This is a genomic window from Marinobacter guineae (genome assembly GCF_002744735.1).
Classification (GTDB): Bacteria; Pseudomonadota; Gammaproteobacteria; order Pseudomonadales; family Oleiphilaceae; genus Marinobacter; species Marinobacter guineae.
In genome coordinates, this window is record NZ_KZ319341.1 from 149,066 (window position 1) to 165,852 (window position 16,787).

15 protein-coding genes and 1 tRNA gene are annotated in these 16,787 nt (G+C 56.0%); 8 read left to right on the forward strand and 8 right to left on the reverse strand.

The features are described 5' to 3' along the window. Positions 1-19: 19 nt before the first annotated feature. On the reverse strand, positions 20-1,141 hold the full coding sequence (locus tag CLH62_RS14995; protein ID WP_099619006.1) for a CaiB/BaiF CoA transferase family protein: 1,122 nt from the start codon (positions 1,139-1,141) through the stop codon (positions 20-22). A 197-nt stretch (positions 1,142-1,338) separates the two neighbouring features. Here CLH62_RS14995 and CLH62_RS15000 point away from each other — a divergent pair, with 197 nt between their 5' ends. After that, positions 1,339-2,358, forward strand: coding sequence for an AraC family transcriptional regulator (locus CLH62_RS15000; protein WP_099619007.1), 1,020 nt, complete (start codon positions 1,339-1,341; stop codon positions 2,356-2,358). Position 2,359: 1 nt separating this feature from the next. On the opposite strand, the gene CLH62_RS15005 is transcribed toward CLH62_RS15000, so the two are convergent. Further along, entirely contained in the window at positions 2,360-3,214 is an 855-nt protein-coding gene (locus tag CLH62_RS15005; RefSeq protein WP_099619008.1) for a hypothetical protein, read from the reverse strand. A gap of 5 nt (positions 3,215-3,219) precedes the next feature. Next, positions 3,220-4,884, reverse strand: coding sequence for a DNA recombination protein RmuC (rmuC, locus tag CLH62_RS15010; RefSeq protein WP_407657786.1), 1,665 nt, complete (start codon positions 4,882-4,884; stop codon positions 3,220-3,222). Between the two features lie 265 nt (positions 4,885-5,149). Between rmuC and CLH62_RS15015 the strand changes: the two genes are divergently transcribed. The 4 genes from CLH62_RS15015 (at position 5,150) to CLH62_RS15030 (ending at position 8,945) form a co-directional block, all read left to right on the forward strand. After that, a complete protein-coding gene (locus tag CLH62_RS15015) occupies positions 5,150-5,539 on the forward strand; it encodes a hypothetical protein (RefSeq protein ID WP_099619009.1) in 390 nt (129 codons plus the stop codon). Positions 5,540-5,684: 145 nt separating this feature from the next. Next, on the forward strand, positions 5,685-6,482 hold the full coding sequence (locus CLH62_RS15020; RefSeq protein ID WP_099619010.1) for an ATP-dependent zinc protease family protein: 798 nt from the start codon (positions 5,685-5,687) through the stop codon (positions 6,480-6,482). Further along, entirely contained in the window at positions 6,479-7,996 is a 1,518-nt protein-coding gene (locus CLH62_RS15025; protein WP_099619011.1) for an inactive transglutaminase family protein, read from the forward strand. The genes CLH62_RS15020 and CLH62_RS15025 overlap by 4 nt, the downstream gene beginning before the upstream one ends. Position 7,997: 1 nt before the next feature. Beyond that, a complete protein-coding gene (locus CLH62_RS15030) occupies positions 7,998-8,945 on the forward strand; it encodes an alpha-L-glutamate ligase-like protein (RefSeq protein WP_099619012.1) in 948 nt (315 codons plus the stop codon). Positions 8,946-9,006: 61 nt separating this feature from the next. Here CLH62_RS15030 and CLH62_RS15035 read toward each other — a convergent pair whose 3' ends face one another. Next, positions 9,007-10,599 carry a BCCT family transporter gene (locus tag CLH62_RS15035; protein ID WP_099619013.1) on the reverse strand — a complete coding sequence of 531 codons (1,593 nt, stop codon included), beginning with the start codon at positions 10,597-10,599 and terminating at the stop codon, positions 9,007-9,009. A gap of 252 nt (positions 10,600-10,851) precedes the next feature. Here CLH62_RS15035 and CLH62_RS15040 point away from each other — a divergent pair, with 252 nt between their 5' ends. Beyond that, entirely contained in the window at positions 10,852-12,495 is a 1,644-nt protein-coding gene (locus CLH62_RS15040; RefSeq protein WP_099619014.1) for an FMN-binding glutamate synthase family protein, read from the forward strand. Between the two features lie 117 nt (positions 12,496-12,612). Further along, positions 12,613-12,689 (forward strand) — tRNA-Pro (locus CLH62_RS15045). A 42-nt stretch (positions 12,690-12,731) separates the two neighbouring features. Here the strand turns inward: CLH62_RS15045 and CLH62_RS15050 are convergent. Then, positions 12,732-13,355 (reverse strand): Crp/Fnr family transcriptional regulator, encoded by a 624-nt coding sequence (locus CLH62_RS15050; RefSeq protein WP_099619015.1) that lies wholly within the window; start codon positions 13,353-13,355, stop codon positions 12,732-12,734. Between the two features lie 131 nt (positions 13,356-13,486). Here CLH62_RS15050 and CLH62_RS15055 point away from each other — a divergent pair, with 131 nt between their 5' ends. Continuing rightward, positions 13,487-13,678 carry a YgaP family membrane protein gene (locus CLH62_RS15055; RefSeq protein ID WP_099619016.1) on the forward strand — a complete coding sequence of 64 codons (192 nt, stop codon included), beginning with the start codon at positions 13,487-13,489 and terminating at the stop codon, positions 13,676-13,678. A 65-nt stretch (positions 13,679-13,743) separates the two neighbouring features. On the opposite strand, the gene CLH62_RS15060 is transcribed toward CLH62_RS15055, so the two are convergent. Genes CLH62_RS15060 through pheT form a run of 3 tightly spaced genes read right to left on the reverse strand, consistent with a single transcriptional unit; the run spans position 13,744 to position 16,768 of the window. Next, positions 13,744-14,109, reverse strand: coding sequence for a MerR family transcriptional regulator (locus CLH62_RS15060; RefSeq protein ID WP_099619017.1), 366 nt, complete (start codon positions 14,107-14,109; stop codon positions 13,744-13,746). After that, positions 14,090-14,392 carry an integration host factor subunit alpha gene (gene ihfA, locus CLH62_RS15065; RefSeq protein ID WP_099619018.1) on the reverse strand — a complete coding sequence of 101 codons (303 nt, stop codon included), beginning with the start codon at positions 14,390-14,392 and terminating at the stop codon, positions 14,090-14,092. The genes CLH62_RS15060 and ihfA overlap by 20 nt, the downstream gene beginning before the upstream one ends. Positions 14,393-14,395: 3 nt before the next feature. Next, positions 14,396-16,768, reverse strand: a complete 2,373-nt coding sequence (gene pheT / locus CLH62_RS15070; protein ID WP_099619019.1) for a phenylalanine--tRNA ligase subunit beta — start codon at positions 16,766-16,768, stop codon at positions 14,396-14,398. Positions 16,769-16,787 lie beyond the last annotated feature (19 nt).

A 16,787-nucleotide genomic window follows, 5' to 3' on the forward strand; every position in this document is an offset into this window, starting at 1 on the left:
AGTTTTCACGCAATCCGCATCAAAGATACTGTCCGTTATCAGCCCCAAGCATTTTCCCGATTCGGGACGTCTCAGACGGCGTTTTCTCGAACTTGATCGGAAACCCGATCTGCCTCTGTTTGGTACCGTCACCCCGGTCCACTCCAATCACCATTTCCCTTGCCTGCAGCTGCGGGTGCTCCGCAGCCTCGGAGATCGTCAGAACCGGCTCCACGCAAGCATCCTGATCGGCAAAAATCTGCTGCCACTCGGCCAGGGTTTTCGCAGCAATCTTTTCTTTCACAGCAGCTTTGAGCTGTTGCTGATGTTCAGGCTTCTGGCTCTGGGCGTAGCTTTTCATGTCAGCTATTCCAAGGGTGTCGCACAGGCGGGCGGAGAACTGGGGTTCCAGGCTGCCGATCGACAGCCAGCGACCGTCACTGGTCTGGTAGTAGTCATAGAAGGAGCCACCGTTGAGTAAAGAACTCTCAGGTTTCTGCTCCTGCCCACCAGCGAGGCAGGCGGCGCCGGACATGCCGTTCAGGGCAAAGGCGGCATCGGTCATGCTGATATCCACAAACTGCCCTTCTCCGGTTTGCTGTCGGTGTATCACCGCCGCCAGGACACCCATCACAGCGTGGTGGGAGCCGCCGGCGACATCGGCAATCTGTATTCCCATCGGGGGCGGACCGCTGTCCGCGCGGCCACAGTGGCTGCTGACGCCGGCCAGGGAAAGATAATTAATGTCATGGCCCGCGCGGTCCTTGTAAGGGCCGGTCTGGCCATAGCCGGTAATGGAGCAGTAGATGAGACTCGGGTTGACGGCCTTGAGGGCTTCGTACCCGATGCCAAGGCGGTCCATAACGCCTGGCCGGAACTGCTCGATCACGATGTCAAAGTGTTTCACCAGCTCCAGCACCTTGTCTGCGCTGCCCTCTTCCTTGAGGTTGAGCGCCAGTGACTTCTTGCCACGACTCAGAAAGCCGTGGGCGGTACTCACGCCGGCATCGTGGGGAGGCATCACCCGGGTCAGGTCCACCCTGTCCGGTGCCTCGATACGCAACACCTCAGCGCCCATATCCGCCAGCAACATGGTGGCATAGGGGCCCGGCAACAAGGTGCTGAAGTCCAGAACTTTCAATGAGGTCAGTGGACCGGCCATGGTGATCTCCTTTTGTTGTGAGAGTGGTTCCACTACTCGTTGTTATCCCCACCATGCTGCCCGGTTTTGCAGGTGAGGCCAACTACTGCTTCGGTCATTCCAGTTGGCCGTTTCTTCCATCCTGTTGATCCGGCTTCGGTTGCATTGTTCCACGGGGGTTTTATGATGGGTCTCGTTTTCATGGAATGGCGAGTACGATGTCCGATCTGACGGTTTCAAGGCACTTTGTTCAGGCCGCTCTGGTGGGGGCCGAGACGCTTGGTTTTGATACCCGCGAAATGCTCCTGGAAGCTGGCATTTCTCCGGATCTCCTGCGTATTGAGATGGCCAGGGTAAGCAGCGATCAGTTCAGCCATCTGATGCAGGTGCTCTGGAACAGGATGGGCGACGAATTCATGGGGTTTGGACCCAGACGGGCCAGGACCGGAACGTTTGCAACCATGTGCGCGCTGGTCATGGACTGCCCGAATCTGGAATCGGTGTACCGTCAGGCATTCCAGTTCTCACGCCTGTTTGAGCCCATGGTAGCGATGGAGCTGGAAATCGGGGAAAACAAGGCGCAGTTGGTTACCCGGATTGAGGGTGAAATCCACGATCCCTGTTTTTTCCTGCGGGAGAGCATTCTGGTGATCTGGCACCGGCTGGGCAGCTGGCTGATCGGGCAACCGATTGAGCTGGAGAAAGCCGAGTTTGATTATCCCCGGCCGGCGCATGGCGACGAGTACCGGCATATTTTTCATTGCCCACTGGCCTTCGAGTCTGACAAAACCGCCCTCACCTTCGACAAGCGCTTCCTGTCGGCTCCGGTAATCCGGGACAAGCCGGAAATGCGGCAGTTCCTGAAAACCTCTCCGGCGGATCTGTTGTCTCGCCCGGATGAGAGCAACACGTTTACGGGACGAATTCGGGCGCTTATCGGACGGGATTTCTCGAAACCGCTGCCGGACTTTGAATGGATCGCTGCAGAGCTGCACACCAGCCCGCAAACACTCCGGCGCCGGCTGAAGCAGGAAAACACCTCGTTCCAGGAGATCAAGGATCTGTTGCGCCGGGACATGGCGATCTACTACCTGAGCCGGCAGGAGCTGCCCATTAACGACATCGCGGCCAAGGTCGGATTTACCGAGCCCTCAACCTTCCACCGGGCCTTCAAGAAGTGGACCGGGGTAACACCGGGCGCCTACCGGGAGGGTGAGCGCGGAAACCTTTCGAGCTGAATCAGGAGTCCGAAGGCGCCTGAACGGTACGGATGAGGTGCCCCAACGTATCCGCAATCTCCTGAGCCTGATCCCGGTTCAAGGCAAGTTGGAACAGCCGGGAGCCATCCCTGGGATCATAGACCCAACAGGTTGAGATCGCTGTTTCACAGCGCCATTCCACTCTCGGATTAATGCCAAAAACCGACATCGGCTCGGTGCTTCGCATAACTCGCCCGTCCTCACCACGCCTGATTTCCTGAATCTGGATTTCGCTGCCCTGGGTGCCCAGGCGGTATTCCACGTCGGCTGGCCGGTCAAGTCTGACCACCGTCTGATCACGTCGCCAGCCCGCAAGCTCCAGCAGGCTGTTGATGTGCAGAGTGAGTGCCTCCCGGTCCGAATCCGCAAGGTAGAGCTTGCGCAGGGATGCCACCCGGCCGTCTCCCGCCGGCTCAATTACTGCAACCCTCTCCCGCTCGCCGGTGCCCTGAGGTGCAAGGGCACTTTCCTTTCTCGCCTTTTCAATATCGGTAATCAGCTTCAGGGACTCCTGATAATGGGTACCCTCGGCACCTGCGCGGGTAACGTAAGTCTCCAGGGCTGACTGAGCCTCATTGAGATGGGATGATTGCAGCATCACCCGGCCACGGTAAAAGTGGTAATCAAGCGGTTTTTCCCCTTTGAGTTGTTGCAACCGGTTCAGGTACTCACCGGCCTCACCCCATTTCTCCGCCACCACAGCCTCTTCCGTTGCCAGCATGAGCCTGCGGGTTTCGTGCTCTGGCGCCAGCGCCAGCGCCTGCCCGCCCAGAAGCACGGATGCAAGGACGGCTCCACGCGCCAACCGGCGACCTGTTCCAAACGATACTGCCATGACATTTACTCCTGCTGGTTGTCTGCACCAATCGTCTGCTGTTCAGTATCAGACAGATCATTGTCGTCAGCGATGTCGGATTCCTCGCCATCGTCCACTTCAGCCTGGTCCATGATCGCTTTCGGCAATTCCTTTTTAACCCGAACGCCAAGCTCAACAAAGCGATTCGCCTGGGAGATCAGATTACCACGGCCCCGGGTCAGGTTATTCATGGCCGAATCATAGGTTCCCTGGGCGGTGTGCAGCTGGCTGCCCAGACGCTCCATTGCTTCCACGAACACCCGTAGTTTGTCATACACCGCGCCGGCCCGCTCGGCAATGAGCCTCGCGTTCTGGCTCTGGCGCTCGTACCGCCAGATGTTTTCAATGGTTCTCAGTGTTGCCAGCAACGTGGTGGGTGTTACCACAATAATCTTTCGCTCAAAGGCTTCTGCGAAAAGGTTCTCGTCCTGCTGAAATGCTGCCACAAACGCCGGTTCAATAGGCATGAACAGCAACACGAAATCCGGCGAATGCAGTCCATGGAGCTGACTGTAATCCTTTTCGCTGAGGGTTCGGATATGGGTCCTTACCGCGTCAACGTGTTGTTTGAGGGCGTCGTCTCTTGCCTCGGAATCCTCTTCCTCGGTCACCCACCTCTGGTAGGCCAGCAAGGAGACCTTGGAATCAACGATCAGGTTCCGGCTGTCCGGCAGATGAACAACAACATCTGGCCGGTACAGCTGGTTGTCTCCATCCCGGTAGCTGCCCTGGGTATCGTATTCAACACCTTTTCTCAAACCGGACTTTTCCAGTACCCGCTCCAGGATCAACTCGCCCCAGTTGCCCTGAATTTTCTTGTCGCCCTTCAGTGCCCGAGTCAGGTTGGAGGCCTCTTCGGTGATCTGGCGGTTCAGATCCTGAAGTGATTTAATCTCACTACGCAGGGCCTGGCGATCCCGGGTTTCGCTGGTATAAACGTCTTCAACCCGCTTTCGGAAGTCCTGTAGCTGGTCACGGAACGGGTTCAGAAGGGTATCGAGACTGGTGCGGGTTTGCTGGCTGAACCGTTCGCTTTTCTGCTCGAAAATCTTGTTGGCGAGATTCTCGAACTCCTGTTTTAAGGCGTCGCGGTTACGTTCCAGCAGTTCCAGTTTCTCGGTGGTGGACCGCCGCTCCTTGTCGAGTGTTACTTCCTGCTCTCGCAGCGAAACACGAGCCTCCCCCAATTGCCGGCCAAGGTCCTCCGCTTTTCCCTGCAGACTCTGACGTTCCTCTTCCAGCTGTCGGATTCTCTGCTTTCGCCCTTCCAGGTCTGATTCCAGTGCCGCCACCCGGTTCTCAAGGCCCGCAGCCCTTTGCCGCCACTGCTCGATATCGCGCTCGATACGGGCATTCTTATCTCGCTGTTCAGTCACGGCAGATTCAAGCTGTTGGGCCCGCTGAGCGCCCATGGCCTGCTCGTGTTCGGCCTCATTCAATTGCTTCTCAAGAACAGCTTTGACCGCCTCCAGTTCGCTGGTGTCCCGAGTTAACCCCCGCTTTTCAGCTGCGGATCTAGCCAGCAGGCCTGCCAGCACAATTGCTGAAACAAAAAATACAACCATCAACCCGGACACCAGATCAGGCCGGGATAACATCAATTCCGTGATGGCTTCAGGCACTGCACAGCACTCCCCTTTGTAAATCATTGATCAATCGAACGATCGCTGTTATCGAAACTGCAAGATAGTCTACCTCAGGAAGGGAACCTTTTGCCCGGCACGCCGTCACTCGGAGTGACAGCACCAAAACGAGGACCACGACTGTTTAGCAATATTGCAAAGCGCTGGGATCCATCTCTGGACGCCCATCGTAATATCGTTTAAAACGTTAAAATGTTCCTTGTCCTTGCGGTTATTACCTTTTATTAATCGCATAGCGGGCTGGAATCCGATCAGAAACGGATAACCGATCATGCTGAAAGAGCTGTGGCGAAAACTGGGGGCGGAATTTCTTCAAACAGACTGCTCCACGCAAGAGAGCTGCGGGAGTTTTTTCGGCAACGGCCCCGCTGCCAACAGGGACGAGTTCCGCATCCTTCCTCACATCACTCACACCGGTGAGTTTCACCTCGAGCGCCTGACCAACGTTCTGAAATCCCGATATGGCAAGAGTTTCGGAATGCCCTCAAGCCGGAATGATAGCGACGAGGGGATTCGGGAACTGATCAGTTTTGCCGCACGGATTCAGGACCAGGACGTGCAAAGGGAGCTGCTGCTTTTCTATCTGAATTGTTCACCAGTCATTCAGGAGTATCTCCGATCGGAGACAGTTTTGGGTGAAGGGCATTTCCTGTCGCGGTAAACACTACTCCCCTTAACCATCTGTAAATCAACCACACAGGTTGGATGCTGTATACTTCCGCTCCGAATTGACTTGGATTTACATGCACAGACCGTCACAACTTCCTGATTCCGGGTGTGACAGGCTGCCGGCTCGGGAGTTCTTCATGGGTTTTAAACGTTTTCGGGCTGGTCTGCACAAGCTTCCCGTTACCCTGATTGCAGGTGTCATCCTGCTGACAGGATGCTCCGCAGACCGTTATTTTATGGTTCCCAAGACGGATCTGAATGAGCTCGGAGCGTCGGTAAAAAGTCAGCGCGCAACCCTGGTTACCATGGAGAACAACGCTTCCGTTCGGCACCAGCAAGTGATTGAACAGAACCGCGCGACTACCGACACCATACTGAATGCCATCGCCACCCAGGTGGAAAAACCCGAATGCCCTCCCATACCGACGCAAACGGCGTGCCCGGCGACAGACATGTCGAAAGGCCGCGCAGACCGCCTCAAGGGAAAAGTTATCGTGGGTGAAGTAGAGAACTTCTATCTCGCTGGGCCAGGGCTGATCTACAAGGCCCGGATCGACAGTGGTGCTGAAACTTCCTCCATTGACGCCCGCAATATCACACGCTTTGAACGCGACGGCAGCAACTGGGTTCGATTTGATGTTCCGGTGCCTGGCAACGATGAATTCGTGACCCTCGAAAAAGAAGTGTCCCGCCGGGTCCGGGTTATCCAGGCCAGTTCAGAGGAAGCGGAACGCAGGGTAGTGGTCGAACTGCAGTTTTTTATTGGAGACCATCAGCAGGTTGCAGAGTTCACCCTCGCGGACCGAACGAATCTGACCTATGAAGTTCTTATTGGACGGAACATCCTGCGCGACGTCATGCTGATCGACGTTGGCAAGGAATACGCAACGGAGTTACCCGAGTCCATCCGGAACAGCAACGGGAGCGAATCGTGACCGCCCGCTCTCGCCTGCCGTTTTACGTCGCAGTCTGTCTGCTGATCGCCGCTGGCATTTCGCTTGCCGTGTGGCGGCATATAGAGCTCGGCATCCCCTGGCTTACCGGCGAACAACGCCCGGTCTGGATGGTTGAGGCGCGAATTGATTTTGATGCGAGTAACAGCCCAGTGTTAGCGAGCCTCAACATCCCGCAACAACCTCCCGGTTTCCAGATTCTGACTGAACAGGCCGCATCACCCGGCTATGGTTTCTCGATCATCAACAGCGCGGGCAGTCGCCGAGCGGAGTGGAGCAAGCGCGAAGCCTCCGGACCACAAACGCTGTATTTCAAAGCACAGTTCGTACCGAACCCCACAGCGCAGCCCGATATACCCACCCGGGAGCCGACGACCCGACGAGTATTCTGGGAAGAACCTGAGGCTACCGCCGTCCAGGAAATACTGGATCAGGCCAAAGCCCGCTCCAGCACTCCGGAGAGTATGACCCGGGAGCTGATTCGCCTAATGCAGCCCGACACCCGTACACAGAACACCACACTGCTGATCGCTGAAGAAAACTATCTCGACCTGCTGATCGACATGCTGAACCACGCCGGCATTGCCGCGAGAATCGCCGACGGACTCCGCCTTGAAGACGCCCGCCGCCGGCAACAGCTGATGCCCTACCTACAGATTTACAACGGCAGGCAATGGCTTACGTTCAATCCGAAAACGGCCGAACAGGGCGTGCCCGAGAACCTGCTGCTATGGCGCCAGGGTTCGGCCTCGCTGCTTGATGTGGTTGGCGGAGAGAACTCGGAAGTCAGCTTCTCCATGCTTCGGCAAACCGTCCCGGCCCTGCAACTGGCCACCATGCAGTCGGCATCCAATGGTCTGGGATTTCTGAGCTTTTACGAGCTGCCTATTGAGGAGCAGAGCATGTTCCGGATGCTCCTACTGCTACCATTGGGCGCACTCATGGTGGCCTTTATGCGTATCGTGATCGGTATTCGCACGTCTGGCACCTTCATGCCCGTGCTGATTGCCGTAGCCTTCGTCCAGACCACCCTGATTCCGGGCCTGATTGCATTCCTGTCGGTGGTAGCTATTGGTCTGTCAATGCGGGGCTACCTGTCCAGCCTCAACCTGCTGCTGGTTTCCCGGATATCTGCACTGATTATTCTGGTGATCTTTATCACCGCCGGGCTGAGCATCATCGGTTACCAGATGGGATTCAACACTGGCATGACAGTGACGTTTTTCCCGATGGTCATCATCGCGTGGACCATTGAGCGTATGTCCATCCTCTGGGAAGAGGAAGGTGCCCGCGAGGTCGTTGTTCAGGGAACGGGCAGCCTGTTTGTCGCCATCTGCGCCTATCTGCTCATGAGCGCGCCTCTTGCCGGCCACCTCACGTTCAACTTCCCGGAGCTGCACCTGGTGATCCTCGGGCTGATCCTGCTGATGGGCCAGTACACCGGCTACAAACTCAGCGAGCTGAAGCGGTTCACGCCAATGAAGGTCTACGACTGACATGGACTGGATCTCACCGCGAGCACTTAAACGGCTGGGCATGCTCAACATGAACCGTCGCAATGTGGATTACATTGCCCGGTACAATGAGCGCTCCTCCTACCCGCTGGTGGACAACAAGCTGAAAACCAAGCTGGTGGTCGCCGAATACGGTGTTAAAACCCCGAAGCTGCTTCAGGTTGTTCGCCAGCAGCATGAGATTTCCCATTTCCGGGAAATGGCGGAGGGGCTAGCGGGATTTGCCATCAAACCGGCTAAGGGATCTGGCGGCAAAGGCATCACTGTTATTACCGGGCGCGACGGCGATGAATACATCAAGGCTTCCGGCTCCCGGGTTGACTCTCCCTTTCTTGAGCGCCATCTGACCAACATTCTTGCGGGGCTCTATTCACTGGCCGGCACTCCGGATGTAGCCATTGTCGAAAGCCTGGTGGAGTCAGCACCCTCCCTCGCCAGGTATTCTCACCAGGGTGTGCCGGATATCCGGATTATCGTTTTCCAGGGTTATCCGGTGATGGCCATGCTGAGACTCGCCACTACCGCATCAGACGGCAAGGCCAACCTGCACCAGGGCGCCGTGGGGGTTGGCCTGGATATCGGCACCGGCCGAAGCCTGAATGCGGTTCAGTTCAATCGACCGATCACACTCCACCCGGACACCGGGCTGGCACTGGAGAATATCAACATAGAGGCCTGGGACGAGATGCTGGAAATGGCTGCACGTTGCTACGAGGCAACGGGGCTGGGCTACATGGGCGTTGATCTGGTGGTCGACGCCAACGAGGGTCCGTTGTTGCTTGAACTCAACGCCCGGCCGGGGTTGGCGATCCAGATGGCAAACGGCCGGGGTCTGCTACCTCGCCTGCGGGCGATTGAAAGCCTCAAGCGGCCACACTTCACTCCCAGCGAGCGGGCCAACCACGCAATGGAAGTCTTCGCCAGCATTTGACCTTTCCGACTCGCATAAAAAAACCGGGGCCAAAACCCCGGTTTTTCATTTCAGCCGATACTCACGTCATTTCACCTCTGGCAATCAGAAGCTTGCGCTCATGACTCAAGCCCTTGAGCAGGCCCCAGGTCATAATCAACAGAACAACCGTAAAGGGCAGTCCTGCGCTGATTGCCGTCGCCTGAATGGCTCCGAGCGCATCTTCACCACCACCGAAAATCAACGCAGCAGCAATGGCACTTTCCGCAACCACCCAGAACACACGCTGAGCAGTGGGCGCATCGGTCTTGCCGCCGGCAGTAATACTGTCAATAACCAGCGAGCCGGAGTCCGAAGAGGTAATAAAGAACACCAGCACCAGAATAATTGCTACGAAGGAAATGATTTCAGTAAGCGGGAAGTTCGCGAACATCTGGAACATGGCCAACGGCACCTCTGTCAGGCCGTTTTCGGCCAGGGAACCAATACCCTGCCGAATCTGCTCGAGGGCGGAACCACCAAAGGCGCTCATCCAGACCACAGTGATAACGGTCGGAACGATCAGCACAGCCGTTACGAACTCACGTACGGTCCGACCTCTGGATACACGGGCGATAAACATACCAACGAACGGTGACCAGGAAATCCACCACGCCCAGTAAAAGACGGTCCAGCCCTGGAACCAGGCTTCGTCTTCACGACCGAACGGGTTACTCAGGGGAACAATGTTACCGACATAGCTCGAAGAAGTTACCCACAGTGTTTCCAGTATCGCCATTGTCGGGCCGGCGAAAATAATGAAGAACAGAAGAATGCCCGCAAGGCCCATGTTGATGTTACTCAGGACCTTCACGCCGCCATCCAGGCCGCGGAGTACGGAAATCAATGCACACGCCGTAACGGCAACAATGATCGCCATCTGAACGTTGGTCCCGCTACCTGTGTCGAACAGATAATTGAGACCGGAAGCTGCCTGCTGGGCGCCGAAACCAAGGGATGTAGCCAGACCAAAAATCGTGGCAACGACGGCCAGGATATCAATGATGTGGCCCGGCCAGCCCCAGACCTTGTCCTTCAGCAGCGGGAAGAAGGCGGACCGGATCGTCAGAGGCATATTCTTGTTAAACGCAAAGAACGCCAGCGAAAGGGCGACAACCGCATAGATTGCCCATGGATGCAGACCCCAGTGGTACATGGTTGAGCCCATCGCCAGGTTCTCCGCTTGTGGCGTATTCGCCTCCACGTTAAACGGCGTTTCATACCAGCCGGTGTAATATGCCACGGGCTCTGCCACAGCCCAGAACATCAGACCAATGCCCATACCCGCTGCGAACAGCATGGAAAACCACGAAATGGTGGAGAACTCGGGTTTCGCATCCATACCACCGAGGCGAATCTTGCCCATCGGCAAGACGATCAGGGCCAGACACACCACTACAAAGATGTTGGCACTGATCAGGAAAAACCAGTCGAAGGTCGCGATAATATCCCATTTAGCACCATCCAGCAGCTCTTTGGCCTGCCCGGGAAACATCAGGGTGCCTACTACAAATAGAACGACCAGTATTGCCGTAACCGGGAATACCGGCGCGTGGAGATCCAGCCCGAACCGGGTAATATTGTCCTGGCCGGCCACGTAATCCGTCTGATATTCGTCTTTAACTACGTCGCCCACGTTTTGGCGCCTCCTGAGTTGATAAGTCGTTTATTCAGAATCGGAACTCAAACATTACAAGCGCGCCATCATAATGTTTTGAGCTCAAAACATCAAAAGCGCAGCATTTTGCCACATCGACTTTAAGCATAGACCACCTTCCTCAACCGGCCAGCCATCTGCGAGATCAATCGATTAGAGATCTCTGAACGTACCGGTATACTCTCGTATAAATCCCAGAACCCCGAAATTCCAGGCCAAACTGAGGAATCCATGGAAAAAACGAAAACCTTTCCGCTCCGCTATACCGTTTACGCTTTATGCATTGCCGGTTGTATTGGCTCTCTGGTAATGGCGTTGATTCTTGGTGGCGGGTATGTTTTCCCGGTTCTTTTCGGCGTATTTGTCGCTTTGGGCACCTATGATCTCCTGCAGCGCAAGCATACGATTAGCCGGAACTATCCGATCACGGCCAATTTCCGATATCTTCTTGAATCCGTTGGTCCGGAGATCCGGCAGTATTTTATTCAGTCTGATACGGAAGAACGCCCTTTCTCGCGGGAACAACGCACCATTGTGTACCAGAGAGCAAAAAACATTCTCGACAAGCGTCCCTTCGGCTCACAACTGGGCATGTATGACGAAGGCTTTGAATGGATGAACCACTCCCTCACCCCAACCCGGATGACAGGCAGCGACTTCCGGATCCTGATCGGGAAAAACTGCGAGAAACCATACAGCGCCAGCGTCTTCAACATCTCTGCCATGAGTTTCGGTTCGCTTTCGGCCAATGCCATCCTCAGCCTGAATACCGGCGCCAGAATGGGCAGTTTCTACCACGATACAGGCGAAGGCTCGATTTCCCGATACCACCGGCAACCCGGGGGCGATCTGGTCTGGGAGATCGGTTCCGGCTATTTCGGATGTCGCCACAAAGACGGCTCATTCAATGAGGACATGTTCCGGAAAAACGCCTCCCTGGAACAGGTTAAAATGATAGAGCTCAAACTATCTCAGGGTGCAAAACCCGGTCACGGAGGCATTCTGCCCGGCGCCAAGGTAACTCCGGAAATTGCGGAAGCCCGCGGGGTGTCTGTGGGCGAGGACTGCGTATCCCCGGCCAGCCACTCCGCCTTCTCAACCCCGGTGGAGTTGCTGGAATTTATTGACCACCTGCGGGAATTGTCCGGTGGGAAACCGGTGGGATTCAAGCTGGCCATCGGGCACCCGTGGGAGTGGTTCGCCATCGTCAAAGCCATGCTGAAGACCGGCCGGAAACCCGATTTTATCGTCGTGGATGGTGGCGAAGGCGGCACCGGTGCAGCGCCGCTGGAATTTATCAACCGGCTGGGGATGCCGATGACTGAAGCCCTGTTGCTGGTTCACAACACACTGGTAGGAACCAACCTGCGGGAAGAGATTGCCCTCGGTGCGGCCGGCAAAATCACCTCGGCGTTCAATATTGCCCGTACCCTGGCCCTCGGCGCTGACTGGTGTAATGCAGCCAGGGGCTATATGTTTGCCCTGGGCTGCATTCAAGCGCTAAATTGCCACACCGGTCGCTGCCCCAGCGGGGTAGCCACTCAGGACCCCAGGCGCGGTAACAAGCTTGATGTGGAGCACAAGAGCCAGAGGGTATACAACTACCACAAGAATACTCTGGATGCCCTTCAGAACCTGCTTGAAGCTTCCGGCCTCAGACATCCATCGGAACTCGGCCCGGAACACATTGTGCGGCGAGTATCGAAAACCGAGGTACACTCTTACCTTGATCTCTTTCCCTTCCTTGAGCCCGGGGCCCTGCTTGAAGGCAAAACCGACCTGACGGTGTTCGACAAATATTGGGAAAGTGCACGGCCGGACACTTTCGAACCGCCCGAATTTGTCCTGAAACTCCGGGAGACCAAGCTTCGGTAAAAAACGGGGACCAAAATCGCCCAAGGCTGTTTATTTTTGCCATGGGCTCGTGTAGACTTCGCTCCCGCTAAGCCACTGAGAATACTCTTAAGTTCCACTCAGTTGCTAACAGCGAATCGGGGCGTAGCGCAGCTTGGTAGCGCACTTGCATGGGGTGCAAGGGGTCGTAGGTTCAAATCCTACCGTCCCGACCAGATTCCGACAAAAAGCCCGGGCCGAAAGGTCCGGGCTTTTTGTTATCCGGAAAATGCCCCGATGAACTGAATCCTGCCCCGGGAAAGCCTTAATTTGCCCCGGCGCTCCAGCTCCTTCAACAGCCGGCTGATCACCTCCCTGGCAGTGCCAAGCTCAACAGCCAGTTCCTGATGCGTGATGGTAATGGCGCCCTGCCCGGCCCGCACTTCAAGCCAGCGCTCAAGGCGCTCGTCCATTCGCCGAAAAGCCACCTCTTCCACCAGCAGCATCAAATCATCCAGGCGACGACCGTAAGACTCCATGATGCCAAGCCGAAAACTGGCAGACTGATCCATCAGTCGGTCAAATAATCCCCTGGGCACCATAGCCGCTTCAGCGTCCTCCTCGACAACCGCTTCCGCCCGATAACCGTGGCCGGTCATCAGACAGCCGATCGACAGAGTGCAGATGTCGTCGGAGCCCATCCGATAGAGCACAATACTGTTGCCCGATACGCCTGTCATCTGAACCTTCACTGTCCCGTTAAGTACCAAAGGCAGGCCCTGGCAGGGGTCCCCGGCCCGGAAAAGGATTCGTCCCTGTTCGATTCGCACGGTCTTTACATTGCTCAGGGCGTCCCGGCGAAGAGACTCAGGCAGTGTGTCGAGAATGCTGTGGTGAAACATCTGCTTTCCATAGAGAAGTGAAAGGGTTTCTGGTAAAGATTACTGTGCTGTGTGACTTTATCACTGAACGGTTCAGAGGGCAGGCGTTAGACTCCGAATTGTCGCCTCATGCCAACAAAGGAGAAGGGATTATGAGTATCAATATGGGATCAGCTGACCGGATCATTCGCGCCATTGTCGGCATTGTGCTTTTGGCATTGGTTTTCGTGGGCCCGCAGACACCCTGGGGTTGGATTGGCATTGTGCCTCTGGCTACCGCGCTGGTGGGCGTCTGCCCGGCCTACTCGGTGCTGGGCATCAAGACCTGCAAGAAACAGCAGTAACCCCACAGACATAAAAAAACCGGGCCAACACTCGCTGGCCCGGTTTTTTTATGTCTGCAAGCGCTCTATTTAACCGGCGCGTTCAGAACATCGAGCACCTCTTCCAGCTCCGAAATCATCTGTCGGATCAACTGTTTGTATTGAGAGGTGTCGTCTTTTACCTCGTGGCTACTGAGCTTCTGCTTGGCACCACCAATGGTATATCCCTGATCATAGAGCAGACTGCGAATCTGACGAATGGTGATGACGTCCGCCCGCTGATAGTAGCGACGGTTGCCCCGGCGCTTGACCGGCGACAGCTGAGGAAATTCCTGCTCCCAATATCGCAGGACATGTGCTTTTACCGCACACAGGTCCGCGACTTCACCAATAGTAAAATAACGTTTTCCCGGAATTGCGGGAAGTTCGTTGTTATGACTGGGTTCCAGCATACGCTTCTACTTTTTGCTTTAGTTTCTGTCCCGGGCGAAACGTAACTACACGCCGTGCACTGATCGGAATCTCTTCCCCGGTTTTCGGGTTCCGTCCCGGCCGCTGCTTCTTGTCGCGCAGATCGAAGTTACCAAAACCTGACAACTTCACTTGCTCATTGTGACTGAGAGCGCCTCTGATTTCATCGAAAAAAGCTTCTACCATTTCCTTGGCTTCGCGTTTGTTCAGGCCCAATTCCTCATACAACCGCTCTGCCATTTCCGCTTTCGTCAAAGCCGTCATGTCTCAACTCCTCAGTGTTGCCCCCAGCTCTTCTTTCAATGCGTCGATCACACCGCTGAAGAGCGAATGCACTTCATCCTCGTTCAACGTGCGCTCGGGGTGCTGCCAGAACAGACTCAGCGCCAGGCTACGGTTACCCTCACCCAAGCCCTCGCCTTCGTAGACATCGAACGCACGTAACGCTGTCAGGCGCTCACCGGCATGCTTTCTGGCCACACGCTCCACATCCGCAAACGCCACATCGCTCCCGATAATAATAGCCAAATCACGACGAACTTCCGGGAATTTCGAAATTTCATTGAAATTAGGCACATGTCCGGTAACGACCGAATTCAAGAATAGCTCAAACATCAGGATCGTGCCATTAAGTTCAAGATTTTTCTGAACTTGTGGATGCAACGTGCCTAGCCAGCCTACATGTTCGCCACCCCGCAACAGCTCCGCAGTTTGCCCAGGGTGCAGGGCAGGATGCTGACTGCCGACAAACTGAATATCGACACCCAGTAAACGAAACAGACTCTCCAAATCCCCTTTTACATCAAAGAAATCCGCTGTTCTGCGACCGTTTGCCCAGTTTTCGGGATACTGGCTGCCAACCACTACGCCGGCAAGCATCGGCTGTTGGTCAATCCGCTCGCCCTCCTGCAGGAAGCGGAGTCCGGTTTCGAACAGACGTATGCGCGGCTGCTGACGATTCTGGTTATAGGCCACAGTTTTCAGCAGGCCACTCCAGAGGCTGGTGCGCATTACCGACAGATCCGACGAGATCGGATTGGCCAGGGCAATACCCTGCCGATCCGGATCAACCAGTTGTTGTACTTTCGGATCGACGAAACTGTAGGTCACCGCCTCCTGGTAACCATGGTCCACAAAGAAGTTGCGAATGGCGGATACCGGGCGAACAGCTTCCTGCTCCGGACGAAGACCGAGTGAGCCCGTTGGCTCCGTTACCGGCAGATTGTTGTAGCCGTAGATCCGCCCGACTTCCTCAATCAGATCTTCTTCAATAGAGATATCCGGGCGGAAACTGGGAACGCTGACCCGCCATCCGTCTTTCAATAGCTTTTCCACCCGCAGCCCCAGCCGGGTCAGGATTTCCTCGACGGTCGTTCGGTCGATCTCCATGCCCAGCACATCGTTAAGCCGGCGGGCACGCAGATCAACAACCCGGTCCTTAGGAATGTCCTCATCGCTGGCGACCTCGACAATCTCGCCGGGCTCGCCGCCGACAATGTCCCTCAGCAACCGGGTTGCACGCTCCATGGCTTCACGAGCCAGCTTGTAATCGACACCGCGCTCGAATCGGTGAGAGGCATCGGTATGCAAGCCATAATGGCGCGCCTTACCGGCCAGGGTGATGGGGTCGAAGTAAGCCGACTCCAGAACCAGATCCCGGGTTTTCGGACTGACACCGGAATGCTCGCCGCCCATAACACCGGCAATGGCGATGGGTTTTTCATGGTCAGCAATCACCAGGGTGCCCTGGGTCAGCGCCACTTCCTGGCCATCGAGCAGCACCAGTTTCTCGCCGGCCCGAGCCATACGCACAACAATACCACCATGGATTTCATCACGGTCAAACGCGTGCATGGGCTGACCGAGCTCCAGCATCACGTAGTTGGTTACGTCCACAGCAGCATCTATGGAACGAATACCCGAGCGGCGCAGCTTCTCCTGCATCCAAAGGGGGGATTCGGCCTGAAGGTTCACATTACGCAGAATCCGGCCGAGATAGCGCGGGCAACCCGCCGGCGCCTCGACGCGTATATCAGGGACTTCGGAATGCACAGCTTCTACCGGTTCAATGACCGGAGCGTCCACCAGCACCCCATTAAGTACACCCACTTCCCGGGCAATACCCTTGATAGAAAGGCAGTCGGCTCGGTTGGGGGTCAGATCCACATCGATGGTTACATCGTTCAGCTTGAGGTAGTCCGCGACGTCCTGGCCAACCGGTGCATCGGACGGCAACTCCATCAGGCCATCATGATTCTCGGAAAGCCCAAGCTCCGACTCGGAACACAGCATTCCTTCTGAAGGCTGACCACGGAGCTTGGCTTTCTTGATCCTGAAATCACCGGGCAGAACCGCACCAACTACGGCAAACGGTACCTTGAGGCCTTGCCGAACATTGGGGGCGCCGCAAACCACCTGCACGGTGTCTTTGCCATCACTGACCTGGCAGACACGGAGTTTGTCCGCATCCGGATGGGGCTGCACTGACTGCACTTCACCGACAACCACTCCGCTAAACTGGCCTGCCACCGGCTCAAAACCGTCCACTTCCAGACCCGCCATGGTGATCTGGTCCATCAATTCCTGGGTACCGATTTGCGGATTAACCCACTCGCGCAGCCACTGTTCACTGAATTTCATGGTTATTGCCTTGTCCTGA